We start from the raw sequence: 12,550 nt of genomic DNA, 5'->3' as shown, positions 1-12,550 counted from the left end.
ACCATCTCCGAGCGGCGTGGCCGCTTTTGGCATAGGGCAACCGGCTTCGCAACCAAGTCCGCCGCGCCAGCCTCTCCGGTTCATGTCGTCTGGTGATGGACCAATGTCAAAGAAACAGGCAAATCTACCAGATGTCCCGCTCAGAACGCCTGCTCGACCTGATCCAGTGCCTGCGCCGGCACCGCCGGCCGGTGAGCGGGCAGGCGCTGGCCGATGAGCTCGGGATTTCGATCAGGACGCTCTACCGCGACATCGCCACGCTGCAGGGACAGGGCGCGCCGATCGAGGGTGAGCCGGGGCTGGGCTATGTGCTCAAGCCCGGCTTCATGCTGCCGCCGCTGATGTTCAGCGACGAGGAGATCGAAGCCATCGTGCTCGGCTCGCGCTGGGTCGCCAAGCAACCGGACCAGCGTCTTTCGGCCGCCGCCACCAACGCGCTGGCCAAGATTGCCGCCGTGCTGCCGGACGATCTGCGCGAGGACCTCGATGCATCGACGCTGCTGGTCGGGCCGCCCGCCAAGGCTGTCGAAGGCATCGATCTCGGCCTGGTGCGGCAGGCTATCCGCAAGGAACGCAAGCTTGGCTTTCTCTACCGCGATGCCGGCGGCGCCGCCTCCGAACGCGTGGTCTGGCCGTTCGCACTGGCCTTCTTCGACAAGGTGCGGGTGGTGGTGGCGTGGTGCGAGATGCGGCAGGATTTTCGCCATTTTCGCGCCGACCGCATCGCGCAACTCGAAGCCACCGACATGCGCTATCCGCGCCGTCGCCAGGCGCTGCTCAAGGAATGGCGGGCAACGCTCGACAAGCCGCGCGGCTCATGATGGCTACTGCCAGAATCTGACAGTAGCCTGTCCTAAGTTCGCCAAGTCGAAACGTTGAACCTTGGAGAGCAATTCATGACATCCCCGAATTTCGTCATCCTCTATGTCGACCAGCCGCAGCGGAGCGGCGCCTTCTACGGCGGGCTGCTCGGTCGTGAGCCGGTCGAAAGCTCAGCCACCTTCGTCCTGTTCGTGCTCGACAACGGCTTCAAGCTCGGCCTTTGGTCGCGCCACACGGTGGAGCCGGCAGCGTCGGCCGCGGGTGGCGGCGCCGAGATCGTGTTTGCGGTGAATACGCCTGACGCGGTCGATGCCGCCCATGCCGATTGGGCCGGGCGCGGGCTGAAGATCCTGCAGACCCCGACCAACCTGGATTTCGGCCGTACTTTCGTTGCGCTCGATCCCGACAACCACCGCCTGCGCGTCTACTGGCTGTCCGATGGGGCACAGGCCGATGGGGAGCAGAAATGAGCGCCTACTGGATCGCGGTGGCGTCGGCCGAACATGTCCGGCGCGGCCGCGCCGCCGGCTTCATGCAGGTCAATCACGGCAAGGCGGCACCCCTGCGTCGCGTCAAGCCCGGCGATGGCATCATCTATTATTCGCCAACCACCATTATGGGCGAGAAAGACGGCCTGCAGGCCTTCACGGCAATCGGCACCGTGCGGGAAGGCGAGCCCTATGAGGGCGACATGGGCGGCGGCTTCACGCCGTTCCGCCGTGATGTCGAGTGGGCGAGGGCTGAGGAAACATCGATCAAGCCGCTGCTTGACAGGCTGGAATTCACCGCCGGCCGGTCGAACTGGGGGTATCAGCTTCGCTTTGGCCTGTTTTCGATCAGCGCGGCTGATTTCGCCCTGACCGCAGAGGCGATGGGCGCCCAAAAGGTTGCGGCGGTGAACTAGGCCTTGAGCGCCTTGTAGACGGCAATGCCGGCGGCAAGGTCCTCGAGCGCCGCGCCGACCGACTTGAACAGCGTGATCTCACTTGTGCTCTCACGGCCCTTCTTCTGGCCGCGCGCCAGTTCATGCAGGTCGGCGACGATGGCTTCCGGCTTCAGCACGCCGGAGGCCAGCGGCTGGACGATGTCGCCGGCTTCCTTGGTGGCGCCGGCGCGGGTGTCGACATAGACGCGCGCGCGCCTGATCGCGTCGTCATCGCTTTCGCGCATCGTCGGGGTAAAGCCGCCGACTAGGTCGACATGGGTTCCCGGGCGCAACAGCGCGCCCTTGATCAATGGCGTCGTCGTGATCGTCGCCGAGGAGACGATGTCGGCCTGCCCAAGTTCGGCATCGAGGTCACTCGCGGCGCTGGCCGCGAAGCCCTCGGCGCGCAGGTCGGCCGCGACCTTCTCGGCATTGGCCTGGGTGCGGTTCCAGATGCGGACGGTCTTGATCGGCCGCACGGCGCAATGCGCCTTGGCGAGGAACGGCGACAGCGCGCCTGCGCCGACCACAAGCAGCCGCGAGGCATCGTCGCGGGCGAGATACGACGCCGCGAGCGCCGAGGCACATGCCGTGCGCCACTGTGTCAGCCGTTGTCCGTCGATCAAGGCTTCGGGTTCGCCGGTGGCGCCATTGAGCAAGAGGTAGAGTCCCATCACCGCCGGCTTGCCGATGGCGTTGTTGTCGGGCGAGACGGTGACGATCTTGACGCCGACGTGACCACCGGCCGAACTGCCGGCCGCGTGGAAATCGGTCCAGGCTGGCATCAGGAGCAAGGTCGAGGCGGCGCCGTCGGGCCGCTCTACCGTATGATGATGCCTGACCGGCTGCACCGCACCCTCGCGAAACGCCGTGCGCAGCGTCTCGACCAGTCCGGGAAAGGTCAGCGCATGATCGACCTCGGCGGCCGAAATGGTCAGCATGGAAAACTCCGTGGAAAGAAAACCGCCGACCAGCGGTTCAAGTGGTCGGCTTCGGCAATGCGGGTCCTTGGGCCGATCCCGGGGCCGGGCCTTGCGGTGCCGAGGGCGTGCGGCTGACCGCCTGACGCAGGTTTTCGGCTTCGACGCCGCGCTGGCGCGCCAGCTTGCGGTAGCGGCCCTGCTTGACCCAGGTCGCCAGGCTGCCGACGATCATGCCGATGGCGAGAGCCAGGAACAGGAAGATGAACAGCGGCAGGGTCAGCGTCAGCTTCGGATTGCCGGGATTGAACGGGTCCAGGGTGAAGGCGACCAGGTCGCGGTTGGCGACGGCGAGCGCGATCAGGATGATCGCCAGGGGCACGAAGACCACGATGAGCATGAAGCGATTGAACATGATGTTTTCCGTCGGAAGCTGGCCTGTCCGATAAGGCCGTCTGGCGCTGACGCCGCGCCTACTTGCCGCCGTTCAGCCTTTCACGCAACTCCTTGCCGGTCTTGAAGAACGGCACCCATTTCTCCTCGACCTCGACGGATTCGCCGGTGCGCGGATTGCGGCCGGTGCGGGCGGGGCGGTTTTTCACCGAAAAAGCGCCGAAGCCACGCAACTCGACCCGGTTGCCCTCGGCGAGAGCGTCGGTGATCTCGTCGAAGATCGCGCCGACGATGTTTTCGACGTCGCGCAGGAAAAGATGCGGATTGCGCGTGGCAATAATCTGCACAAGTTCGGACTTGATCATGAGACGTGTCCCCGTGAAAGCAGTGCGGTCAAAATTATGAGGATGATTTTATTTGCTTTTTTCACTCGCATCTCAAGGGTGCCAGACGGAAACGAGACCGTCAAGAAACAAGCGGTCGGCGCCGAGTTCGCGAATGACGTCGCCGCTGAAGGCAGGCAGACCGAGTGCGCTGCCGATCGTTTGCGCCATCGCCTTCGAGAACAGGAAACCGCCTCGCCGTTCCGTATTCTTCCATTCGACCACCTTGAGCTTGGCATCGACGCCCTTGGTCGCCAGCCAGTCGATCGCCTCGGTCTCGCCTCCGACAGCGTCGATCAGCCCGTTGGCGACGCCCTGGCGGCCGGTGAAGATCGAACCGTCGGCAAGCGCCAGCGCCTGCTCGCGGGTCATCTTGCGGCGCTCGGCGACGATGCCGACAAACCAGTCATAGCTGTCGAGGATGAGCTTGCGGACCATGGCGCGCTCGTCGTCATTGGTCGGCTTGAAAGGCGAGGGCGAGGCTTTCAGCGGCGAGGATTTCACCTCCTCCAGCTTGACGCCGAGCTTGTCCATCAGGCCGCTGACGTCGGGATACTGGATCAGCACGCCGATCGAGCCGACAATCGAGGTCTTGCGGGCAACGATGTGATCGGCGGCGCTGGCGATCATGTAGCCCGCCGATGCGGCGAGCGTGCCGACTTCCGCCACCACCGGCTTGTCGGCGGCCAGCTTGCGCACCTCGTCATAGATCGATTCACCGCCGACCGTGGTGCCGCCAGGCGAATCGATGGACAGGATCACGCCCTTCACCTTCGACGACAGGCGGATGGTTTCCAGCCGCTTGATCAGTTCCTCGTCCTCGGTGATGGTGCCTTCGATCCTGACCTTGGCAATATGATTGACGGCCGAGCCGCTGAAATCGTTGCCGTAGAACCAGGATGAAAGCGCAATCACCCCGAGTGCTACGATGCCGATGGCGACAACGCGCCAGAATGTCACTTTGCGCCGCAAGCGGCGGCGGTCGATGAGGTCGTCGGCTCTCAGTGCCATGGTCAGCCTTTCAGTCGGCGGGAGGAGACGCTTTTAGACCATGATCCTCCCATCTGGAAGCAAATCTCTTTTCTGTTGGACGAGGCAAGCCGCGCCGAGGATCAATATATGGCCATCAGATAGCCATCCCGTTCCCCGATTGATCGGAGTCCGACCATCTCTCCTCACGAATTCGTGCGATCGATACGCGCTCGGGTGGCGAGACCGACAGCCGATAATTTTACGTTGTGCGTGTGTTTCTGCTATGAAGCACGGGCAGTTGTGCTGATCGGGTTTTCGTCTGTACAAATGCGGCTGTCACATTTTTGCAGTTTTCGTCGGCTTGTGCTTGCTTGAAGGCGCCAGCGTCCCACCTATAGGCGGTGCTGCCCGGCGGGCAGGGTTTAGAAGAAAGCAGTCATGTTAGCGCGACCGATTGAACCGACCAGCGCCGAGACGGAGTTGGCTCCCCCGGCGGACGGCCGGACGCGGGGCGATGCGTTCGACCTCGCGCAGCGTCATTCGCGCCGCGTGCGCGTTCTCAAGTTCGCCGTGCCGCTGGCAGCGGCGTTGATCGCCGTCGCTTTCCCGATCTATTCCTATCTCGCCGCGCCCGTCTCCGTCTCGGTCCAGGCGGAAGGCACCGCTTTTTCCAACGGCAAGCTGGTGATGGCCAACCCCAAGCTCAACGGTTTCACCAAGCAGAAGCAGCCCTATTCGATGACGGCGCTCCGCGCCATTCAGGACGTCAGCACGCAAGGCATCATCGAACTCGAGGGCATCGACGCCAAGGTGCCGATCGCGCCTGACAATGTGGCCGCGGTCAAGGCCTCGCACGGCACCTATGATCGCGACGGCAATACGATGAACCTGACCAGCGACGTGACCATCACCACAACCGACGGCATGCAGGCCAAGTTCAAATCGGTCTTCCTCGACATGGGCAAAGGCACTATGAAGACCGCAGATCCTGTCGATGTCAGCCGTGGCGGGTCGCGGATCACGGCGGATTCGATGTCGGTCCGGGACAATGGCAGGGTTCTGGTGTTCGAGAACAAAGTGCGCGTCAACATCGATTCCGCCGCCTTGAAGACGGCAGAGGGAAACAGCGGAGAAACCAATGCGGCTCAGTAGTTCGACGCGGCTTGCGGCTGCAACTTCGGCGTTGCTGCTGCTCGGGCTGGTGCCGTCATCGGCGCAGTCCACCAGCCAGTCAGGTCTCAAACTGTCCGGCGACAAGCCCATACAGATCGAGAGCGACAAGCTCGAGGTCCGGCAGGCGGAGAGTGTCGCCGTGTTCACGGGCAATGTCAGCGTCGTGCAGGGGCCGACCCTGCTCAAGGCCGGCAAGATGACGGTGTATTACGTGAAGGATCCCAATGCCGCGGCCAAGGGCACGGAAGCCACCGGAGCGGCGATGACCGGCTCGGCCAACATCGATCACCTGGAGATTTCCGACAAGGTTTACATCAAGTCCGATGCGCAGATCGCGACCGGCGATCAAGGCAGCTTCGATATGAAGAGCCAGGTGCTGGTGCTGTCGGGCAAAAAGGTCGTTCTGTCGCAAAACGACAACGTCCTGGTGGGCTGCAAGCTCACCGTGCAGATGAAAAGCGGGCTGGCTCAGGTTGATCCATGCGCCGGCCAGCGCGTCCAGATGTCGATCACCCCGCCGCCGAAATCGGGAGCGACGAACCCCTGATGGCCAGCCTGTCGTCGCTGACGGCGCGTCTTCCGGGGCGGGCCGCTGGCAAGATTTCGGCGCCGTCCACGGTGACCGTCGATGCGGGAAAGTTCAAGGGAACCCTGATCGCCAAGGGGCTGACCAAGAGCTACAAGGGCCGCAAGGTCGTCAGCGGCGTCACCATCGGCGTGCGCGCCGGCGAGGCGGTCGGACTGCTCGGCCCCAATGGCGCCGGCAAGACGACCTGCTTCTACATGGTCACCGGCCTGGTGCCGGTGGATGAAGGCACGATCGAAATCGACGGCTTCGACGTCACCTCGATGCCGATGTATCGTCGTGCGCGCCTCGGCATCGGCTATCTGCCGCAGGAGGCCTCGATCTTTCGCGGCTTGAGCGTCGAGCAGAACATCCGCGCGGTGCTGGAAGTGGTCGAAAAGAGCCGCAAGGAACGCGACCGCATTCTCGACGAACTGCTCGAGGAATTCCACATCAGCCATTTGCGCAAGGCGCCGTCCATGTCGCTTTCCGGCGGTGAGCGACGGCGCCTGGAAATCGCACGCGCGCTGGCGACGCGCCCGGCCTACATGCTGCTCGACGAGCCTTTTGCCGGCATCGATCCGATCGCCGTCGCCGATATCCAGCAACTGGTGCGCCACCTGACGGCGCGCGGCATCGGCGTCCTCATCACCGACCACAATGTGCGCGAAACGCTCGGCCTGATCGACCGCGCCTACATCATCCATGCCGGCCAGGTGCTAACTCATGGCAGGGCCGACGAAGTGGTGGCAAACCCTGACGTGCGGCGGCTTTATCTCGGCGAGGGATTCACGCTCTGAGCGGTTCACCGTTTCACGGAAACGCCAAACCGCTCTATCTTTTTGTCTTCACGCAATTCCGGACGTAAAACCGTCTCACCCTTTTCCTGGAATTGCTCTTAGGCGTGAAATTTGTTTCCTGACACGATTTTTGGCGCCTCGCGGGGCCTTTTTCTTCGATTTTGTCGCCGAATAACGCTCCGGTAAGCGAGTTTTGCTAGCCTTTGCCTTGACAAGCAAAAGCCGGGCCAGTTTCTATGGTCGGCTCTGAAATTTCTTCCGGAAGTCCGGATGCGTAGACGAGGCGTTTGAATCCGAACCATGGCGTTGGCGGCTAAATTACAGCTACGACAATCGCAGTCGCTGGTGATGACGCCGCAGCTGATGCAGTCGATTCGGCTGCTGCAGTTCACCCATGTCGAGCTCGAGCACTTCATCGACGAGGAGATCGAGCGTAATCCGCTGCTGGAGCGCGCCGAGCCGCAGGACGACGCGACCGGCGACCAGGCGCAGAAGATCGAGGCCGTGCCCGAAGCGGCCGCCGATGGCGACTGGTTCGAGAACGAGACGCAGTGGAGCGCCGAGGCGATCTCGGAAAAGCTCGATACATCGCTGGAAAACCTGTTTCCCGACGATCCAGGGACGAGCGAGCGGCTCGGCCCCGACCTGACGGCGCAATGGAAGTCGGCTTCGAGCAATGGCGGCGGCTCCTTGTCCGAAGGTTTTGACGCCGGCGATATGGCCGCCGCGGCGATTACGTTGCGCGACCATGTCGGCGAGCAGATCGCGCTCGCCTTCGCCGACCCGGCGGAGCGGCTGATCGCCCGCGACCTGGCGGATGGCCTCGACGAAACCGGCTACCTGCGCGCCGACATGGCCGAGATCGCCGCGCGCCTCGGCACGGACGCCGCCACCGTGGGCAAGGTCCTGGCGGTGTGCCAGACCTTCGAGCCGACCGGCCTTTTTGCACGCGACCTTGCCGAATGCCTGTCGCTGCAACTGGCCGTGCGCGACCGGCTCGATCCGGCGATGAAGGCCCTGGTCGCCAATCTTGAGCTCCTGGCGCGGCGCGATTTCCATGCGCTGAAGCGGATCTGCGGCGTCGACGACGAGGACCTGCTCGACATGCTGGCCGAGATCCGGGCACTCGATCCTCGACCGGGCATGGTGTTTTCAGGTGGCGCCAGCGACGCCATCGTTGCCGATGTCGAGGTGCGCGCGGCCAATGATGGCAGCTGGACGGTCGAGCTCAACGCCGAAACGCTGCCGCGCGTTCTGGTCGACCATGTCTATTTCGCCCAGGTCTCGCCGCACGCGAAAAACCAGGCGGAAAAGGATTTCCTGGCCGAATGCCTGCAAAACGCCAACTGGCTGACGCGAAGCCTCGACCAGCGGGCAAAGACCATCCTCAAGGTCGCCTCGGAGATCGTTCGCCAGCAGGACGCCTTCCTGGTCCATGGCGTGCGCCAGCTGAGGCCGCTCAACCTGCGCACGGTGGCCGACGCCATCGGCATGCACGAATCGACGGTCAGCCGGGTCACCGCGAACAAGTACATGCTGACGCCGCGCGGCGTGTTCGAGCTTCGGTACTTTTTCACGGCGTCTATCGCCGCGTCGGGCGGCGGCGACGCACATTCCTCGGAAGCGGTGCGTGACCGCATCAAGCAACTGATCGATGAGGAAAAACCCGTCGATGTGCTTTCCGACGACGCGATCGTCGACATGCTACGCGAGAACGGTGTCGATATTGCCAGGCGCACGGTCGCCAAGTACCGGGAGGGTATGAATATTCCTTCGTCGGTGCAGCGCCGGCGTGAAAAACGCGCACTCGCCAGCGCCGGGCGTTAGGGTCGCCCGATTTTCCACAGCTTCTGAGCTTCATTGACAAGCCGCGGCGAAGTGGCTAGAAGCCCGCCCGCATGAGACGGGCTAGATGCCCGCATGCGGATGGTCCGTCACGACGTTGGCCTCGGGACGGCCCAAAAGGGCGGCTCGTGATCAATCGGAAAGTTCGGATTTAAAATCGGCGCGAGTGACGCCGCAAAGCTTGTGCGCGCGGACCACGAGTATAAACTCGGGCCAGTTTGAAGCCTGAGCAAGGAAGGTCAGTTTTCAGATGAATCTGCGCATATCGGGAAAACATATGGATATCGGCGATGCGTTCCGGACACGCATCAACGATCGCGTCGGTGAGGCGATCGGAAAATATTTCGACCGCGGCTTTGCCGGACACGTCACAGTCATCAAATCGGGCTCGCGCTACTCGGCGGATTGCATGATCCGGCTGGATTCCGGCGCTTCGCTGCAGGCCACGGGCGATGCCCAGGACCCGACGCTCGCCTTCGAGGCGGCGGCGGATCGTCTCGAAACCCGTCTGCGGCGCTACAAGCGCCGGCTGAAATCGCACAATTCGGGCGCCGCCAACGGCGAACCGACCGACATTGCCTACACTGTGATGGCGCCGCTTGCCGATGATGACGAGGACATCCCGGAGAATTTCGCGCCGGCCATCGTCGCCGAATCGACCATGACGCTGAAGACCATGTCGGTGGCGTCGGCGGTTATCGAACTCGATACCAAGGACACCCCGGTCTTCGTCTTCCGTAACGCCGGAAACGACCATCTCAACATCGTCTATCGCCGGCCCGACGGAAACATCGGCTGGATCGACCCGTCCACGACCAAGGTCGCACAGGAATAAAAAGCCGGCCGCACGAGGGGTGGGGACTGGTGACGGCAGGCGAACAAGGGATTTTCAAGCATGGGTCTGAGCGATCTTATCAACGTTCCGGCGATAATGCCGGCGTTGAAGGCGAACTCCAAGAAGCAGCTTCTGCAGTTGCTATCCGAGCGGGCAGCGGCGATTTCGGGCATTCCGGAGCGGGAAGTGTTCGACACCATCTTGCAGCGTGAGCGGCTGGGCTCGACCGGAGTCGGCAACGGCATCGCCATTCCGCACGGCAAGCTGGCCGGCGTGAAGCGCATCGCCGGGGTTTTCGCGCGGCTGGAGACCCCGGTCGATTTCGAGGCACTGGACGATCAGCCCGTCGATCTGGTGTTTCTGCTGCTGGCGCCTGAAGGCGCGGGCGCCGACCATCTCAAGGCGTTGTCGCGCATCGCGCGGGTGCTGCGCGACGCCGATACGGTGGCCAAGATCAGAGGCACGCGCGACGCTGTTGCGATCCACGCGCTGTTGTCGGACACCCAGGCCTCCCACGCGGCCTGAACTTTCCGGAAGAAACCGCCATACGGGCCGCCATGGGCGGCCCTGTCCGTTTCAGCAGGCTGCTTTCAGTGAATGGCGACCGTGGTCAGGTCGTTTTCCATCGCGCCGGCCAAAGCACGGTCACGCGCATCCGAAAGCAGGATCGGCTGGCCATTGGCGGCAAACAGCGCCCACAGTTCCATGCCGGGTGCGATTTCGCCGAGATTCGGGAAGCGGCCGAGCAATTCGTCGCTCGAGACCTTGCGCAGATAAGCGACCGAGCCCTCGCCGAGATGGGCGAATTCGCCATTGGTCATGGTGATAGTTTCAGTTCTGGTCATTTCAAGCCTCCTTGGCGCGAGACGCCGCTCAAGGCCATCCCGCATGAGAGCCATCGGTAAAGATCAGTCTTTCACCGATATGTTTATTTTCCGTACCAGCCGTTCGGACTCCGGCCGATCGAGATCGATCGACAAAAGGCCGTTCTTCAGCTCCGCCGCGATAACCCGCATGCCGTCGGCCAGCACGAAACAACGCTGGAACTGGCGCGCGGCGATGCCGCGATGAAGGAATTCGCGCTCGGTGTCGTCGGTCTGACGGCCGCGCACGACCAGCTGGTTTTCCTCCGTTGTGACATCGAGATCGCTTTCGGCGAAACCGGCGACGGCCAATGTGATACGCAACCTCTCGGTCTTGCCGTCGGCGCCGCTGAGGCGTTCGATGTTGTAGGGAGGGTAGCTGTCACCGGATTTCGCCAGGCGTTCCAGCGTCTTTTCCATGGCATCGAAGCCAAGGAGAAGCGGGCTGGAAAAAGGCGTCATTCGGCTCATGTTACACTGTCCTCTCAAGAGCGACATAAAGTGGAAAAACCCGGATGGCATTTTTCCCGATGGTCTTGATATGGTCCGCCCCGGGGCCAAGTTCAAGCCATCAAAAAGCCCGCCCAAAAAGACCACGTCGTGGACTCACAAGAATGATCGACATGGCGCTTGAAACGGCAAGCAGATGCAACGAGAAGCGCGACGGTCGGGATTATCTCCCCCGGTCGAGCGGTTCGACGTGGCAGCTCGCGGTCGCTGCGGCGCCCTTCGGATGTTTCGACCGGATTCATTCAAGTGCATGGCCTAGCCAAACAAGGAATTGAAATGCCGCAATCACGAAAGATCATCATCGACACGGATCCCGGCCAGGATGATGCCGTCGCCATTTTGCTGGCGCTCGGCAGCTCCGAGCTGGAGATCGTCGGCATCACCGCCGTTGCCGGCAACGTGCCGCTGAAGCTTACCGAAAAGAATGCCCGCAAGGTCTGCGAGCTGGCTGGCCGGCCGGACGTCAAGGTCTATGCCGGCGCCATCCGGCCGTTGCTGCGCGAACTGGTCACCGCCGAGGAAGTGCATGGCAAGACCGGCCTCAACGGGCCGCAATTGCCCGAACCGACGATGAAGCTGCAAGACCAGTACGCGGTCGATTTCATCGTCGAGACGCTGATGAAGGAAGAGAGCGGCACCATCACGCTTTGCCCGCTCGGCCCGCTGACCAACATCGCGCTGGCGCTGATCCGCGAACCGCGCATCGCGCCGCGTATCAAGGAAATCGTGCTGATGGGCGGCGGCTTCTTCGAGGGCGGCAATGTGACGCCGGCGGCCGAATTCAACATCTATGTCGATCCGCATGCCGCCGATATCGTGCTCAAATCCGGCATTCCGATCGTGATGATGCCGCTGGATGTCACCCACAAGGCGCTGACCACCGCCAAGCGCACGCAGGCCTTCCGAGCACTTGGCACCAAGGTTGGCACCGCGACCGCCGAGATGCTGGAATTCTTCGAGCGCTTCGACGAGGAGAAATACGGCACCGACGGCGGGCCGCTGCACGACCCCTGCGTCATCGCCTATCTGTTGAAGCCGAAGCTGTTCAAGGGCCGCAACTGCAACGTCAGCGTGGAAACCGCCTCGGAACTCACCATGGGCATGACCGTGATCGACTGGTGGGGCGTGACCAAGCGGCCGAAGAACGCCATGGTGATGCGCGATATCGACCATGATGGCTTCTTCGCCCTGCTGGTGGAGCGGCTGGGACGGCTGTGAAAACTCTCTTCTCCCCGCTCATGGCAGGGCTATCGCATATGAGCGATAGCCTGGATGAGATAGTCATCATTCCAAGCGCATTTCTTGATGCGGTGGCTAATGGGGACTTTGTCGGTGTCGGCGGCCTGAAGGATATTTCTGGCGAGGCGGTTTAGGAGCGCGGTGTTTGCGGGGGCGTTGTCCTTGCGGGCACGGCTGAGGTCCTCGCGCAGATGAACGTCGAGCATCCAGTGCAGTCCGTTCTCGATCTGCCAATGGGCCCTGGTGAAGTCGATCGCCTGCTGCGGCGACAGCAGCGTTGAGGCCATGAACAGGCGCGTCAGCGG

At 62.7% G+C, this 12,550-nt stretch carries 17 protein-coding genes; 10 read left to right on the top strand and 7 right to left on the bottom strand.

The features are described from left to right. Positions 1-131 precede the first annotated feature (131 nt). From BLS48_RS24380 to BLS48_RS24370, 3 genes are all read left to right on the top strand, one after another. The gene (locus BLS48_RS24380) at positions 132-821 is read left to right on the top strand and encodes a helix-turn-helix transcriptional regulator (protein ID WP_091583247.1); all 690 of its coding nucleotides are present in this window, start codon (positions 132-134) and stop codon (positions 819-821) included. A gap of 75 nt (positions 822-896) precedes the next feature. Then, complete coding sequence (locus BLS48_RS24375; protein ID WP_091583245.1) at positions 897-1,292, top strand: VOC family protein; 396 nt, start codon at positions 897-899, stop codon at positions 1,290-1,292. Next, positions 1,289-1,726: an EVE domain-containing protein gene (locus tag BLS48_RS24370; protein ID WP_091583243.1), complete on the top strand. Its 438-nt coding sequence runs from the start codon at positions 1,289-1,291 to the stop codon at positions 1,724-1,726. The genes BLS48_RS24375 and BLS48_RS24370 overlap by 4 nt, the downstream gene beginning before the upstream one ends. Here the strand turns inward: BLS48_RS24370 and lhpI are convergent. The 4 genes from lhpI to sppA form a co-directional block, all read right to left on the bottom strand. Continuing rightward, entirely contained in the window at positions 1,723-2,688 is a 966-nt protein-coding gene (lhpI, locus tag BLS48_RS24365) for a bifunctional Delta(1)-pyrroline-2-carboxylate/Delta(1)-piperideine-2-carboxylate reductase (protein WP_091583241.1), read from the bottom strand. The two genes, BLS48_RS24370 and lhpI, sit on opposite strands and share 4 nt — an antisense overlap. Positions 2,689-2,725: 37 nt before the next feature. Beyond that, positions 2,726-3,082: a LapA family protein gene (locus tag BLS48_RS24360; RefSeq protein ID WP_091583238.1), complete on the bottom strand. Its 357-nt coding sequence runs from the start codon at positions 3,080-3,082 to the stop codon at positions 2,726-2,728. Between the two features lie 58 nt (positions 3,083-3,140). After that, complete coding sequence (locus BLS48_RS24355) at positions 3,141-3,425, bottom strand: integration host factor subunit beta (protein ID WP_006200394.1); 285 nt, start codon at positions 3,423-3,425, stop codon at positions 3,141-3,143. Positions 3,426-3,497: 72 nt separating this feature from the next. Beyond that, positions 3,498-4,454, bottom strand: a complete 957-nt coding sequence (gene sppA / locus BLS48_RS24350; RefSeq protein WP_091583236.1) for a signal peptide peptidase SppA — start codon at positions 4,452-4,454, stop codon at positions 3,498-3,500. Positions 4,455-4,853: 399 nt separating this feature from the next. Here sppA and lptC point away from each other — a divergent pair, with 399 nt between their 5' ends. The 6 genes from lptC (at position 4,854) to ptsN (ending at position 10,158) form a co-directional block, all read left to right on the top strand. Then, on the top strand, positions 4,854-5,567 hold the full coding sequence (gene lptC / locus BLS48_RS24345; RefSeq protein ID WP_091583233.1) for an LPS export ABC transporter periplasmic protein LptC: 714 nt from the start codon (positions 4,854-4,856) through the stop codon (positions 5,565-5,567). After that, positions 5,554-6,135 carry an LptA/OstA family protein gene (locus BLS48_RS24340; RefSeq protein WP_091583230.1) on the top strand — a complete coding sequence of 194 codons (582 nt, stop codon included), beginning with the start codon at positions 5,554-5,556 and terminating at the stop codon, positions 6,133-6,135. Before lptC ends, BLS48_RS24340 begins: the two co-directional genes overlap by 14 nt. Continuing rightward, entirely contained in the window at positions 6,135-6,953 is an 819-nt protein-coding gene (gene lptB, locus BLS48_RS24335) for an LPS export ABC transporter ATP-binding protein (protein ID WP_091583228.1), read from the top strand. Before BLS48_RS24340 ends, lptB begins: the two co-directional genes overlap by 1 nt. 300 nt (positions 6,954-7,253) lie before the next feature. Beyond that, positions 7,254-8,780 carry an RNA polymerase factor sigma-54 gene (gene rpoN, locus BLS48_RS24330; RefSeq protein WP_091583225.1) on the top strand — a complete coding sequence of 509 codons (1,527 nt, stop codon included), beginning with the start codon at positions 7,254-7,256 and terminating at the stop codon, positions 8,778-8,780. Positions 8,781-9,048: 268 nt separating this feature from the next. Then, positions 9,049-9,633 (top strand): ribosome hibernation-promoting factor, HPF/YfiA family, encoded by a 585-nt coding sequence (gene hpf, locus BLS48_RS24325; protein ID WP_091583223.1) that lies wholly within the window; start codon positions 9,049-9,051, stop codon positions 9,631-9,633. Positions 9,634-9,693: 60 nt separating this feature from the next. Continuing rightward, positions 9,694-10,158 carry a PTS IIA-like nitrogen regulatory protein PtsN gene (gene ptsN, locus BLS48_RS24320; RefSeq protein WP_091583220.1) on the top strand — a complete coding sequence of 155 codons (465 nt, stop codon included), beginning with the start codon at positions 9,694-9,696 and terminating at the stop codon, positions 10,156-10,158. Between the two features lie 65 nt (positions 10,159-10,223). Here the strand turns inward: ptsN and BLS48_RS24315 are convergent, their stop codons facing one another. Both BLS48_RS24315 and BLS48_RS24310 read right to left on the bottom strand, forming a co-directional pair. Further along, complete coding sequence (locus BLS48_RS24315) at positions 10,224-10,478, bottom strand: BQ00720 family protein (protein WP_013529590.1); 255 nt, start codon at positions 10,476-10,478, stop codon at positions 10,224-10,226. Between the two features lie 63 nt (positions 10,479-10,541). Further along, complete coding sequence (locus BLS48_RS24310; RefSeq protein ID WP_023760739.1) at positions 10,542-10,967, bottom strand: Hsp20 family protein; 426 nt, start codon at positions 10,965-10,967, stop codon at positions 10,542-10,544. 315 nt (positions 10,968-11,282) lie between these two features. Between BLS48_RS24310 and BLS48_RS24305 the strand changes: the two genes are divergently transcribed. After that, positions 11,283-12,224, top strand: coding sequence for a nucleoside hydrolase (locus BLS48_RS24305; RefSeq protein ID WP_091583218.1), 942 nt, complete (start codon positions 11,283-11,285; stop codon positions 12,222-12,224). A gap of 29 nt (positions 12,225-12,253) precedes the next feature. On the opposite strand, the gene BLS48_RS24300 is transcribed toward BLS48_RS24305, so the two are convergent. After that, the coding region (locus BLS48_RS24300; RefSeq protein ID WP_143019501.1) for an ISAs1 family transposase at positions 12,254-12,550 on the bottom strand (297 nt) is incomplete at its 5' end.

The organism is Mesorhizobium qingshengii (assembly GCF_900103325.1).
GTDB lineage: Bacteria > Pseudomonadota > Alphaproteobacteria > Rhizobiales > Rhizobiaceae > Mesorhizobium > Mesorhizobium qingshengii.
The sequence above is the reverse complement of the archived record's forward strand: the minus strand, read 5'-3'. Positions and strand labels throughout refer to the sequence as shown.

Bases quoted from the DNA above. Each gene is read 5' to 3' on its own strand.
- BLS48_RS24310 (WP_023760739.1), bottom strand. From the start codon at position 10,967: ATGAGCCGAATGACGCCTTTTTCCAGCCCGCTTCTCCTTGGCTTCGAT.
- lhpI (WP_091583241.1), bottom strand. From the start codon at position 2,688: ATGCTGACCATTTCGGCCGCCGAGGTCGATCATGCGCTGACCTTTCCC.
- hpf (WP_091583223.1), top strand. From the start codon at position 9,049: ATGAATCTGCGCATATCGGGAAAACATATGGATATCGGCGATGCGTTC.
- BLS48_RS24355 (WP_006200394.1), bottom strand. From the start codon at position 3,425: ATGATCAAGTCCGAACTTGTGCAGATTATTGCCACGCGCAATCCGCAT.
- BLS48_RS24370 (WP_091583243.1), top strand. From the start codon at position 1,289: ATGAGCGCCTACTGGATCGCGGTGGCGTCGGCCGAACATGTCCGGCGC.
- BLS48_RS24360 (WP_091583238.1), bottom strand. From the start codon at position 3,082: ATGTTCAATCGCTTCATGCTCATCGTGGTCTTCGTGCCCCTGGCGATC.
- lptB (WP_091583228.1), top strand. From the start codon at position 6,135: ATGGCCAGCCTGTCGTCGCTGACGGCGCGTCTTCCGGGGCGGGCCGCT.
- BLS48_RS24375 (WP_091583245.1), top strand. From the start codon at position 897: ATGACATCCCCGAATTTCGTCATCCTCTATGTCGACCAGCCGCAGCGG.
- BLS48_RS24305 (WP_091583218.1), top strand. From the start codon at position 11,283: ATGCCGCAATCACGAAAGATCATCATCGACACGGATCCCGGCCAGGAT.
- rpoN (WP_091583225.1), top strand. From the start codon at position 7,254: ATGGCGTTGGCGGCTAAATTACAGCTACGACAATCGCAGTCGCTGGTG.
- BLS48_RS24340 (WP_091583230.1), top strand. From the start codon at position 5,554: ATGCGGCTCAGTAGTTCGACGCGGCTTGCGGCTGCAACTTCGGCGTTG.
- ptsN (WP_091583220.1), top strand. From the start codon at position 9,694: ATGGGTCTGAGCGATCTTATCAACGTTCCGGCGATAATGCCGGCGTTG.
- BLS48_RS24380 (WP_091583247.1), top strand. From the start codon at position 132: ATGTCCCGCTCAGAACGCCTGCTCGACCTGATCCAGTGCCTGCGCCGG.
- sppA (WP_091583236.1), bottom strand. From the start codon at position 4,454: ATGGCACTGAGAGCCGACGACCTCATCGACCGCCGCCGCTTGCGGCGC.
- lptC (WP_091583233.1), top strand. From the start codon at position 4,854: ATGTTAGCGCGACCGATTGAACCGACCAGCGCCGAGACGGAGTTGGCT.
- BLS48_RS24315 (WP_013529590.1), bottom strand. From the start codon at position 10,478: ATGACCAGAACTGAAACTATCACCATGACCAATGGCGAATTCGCCCAT.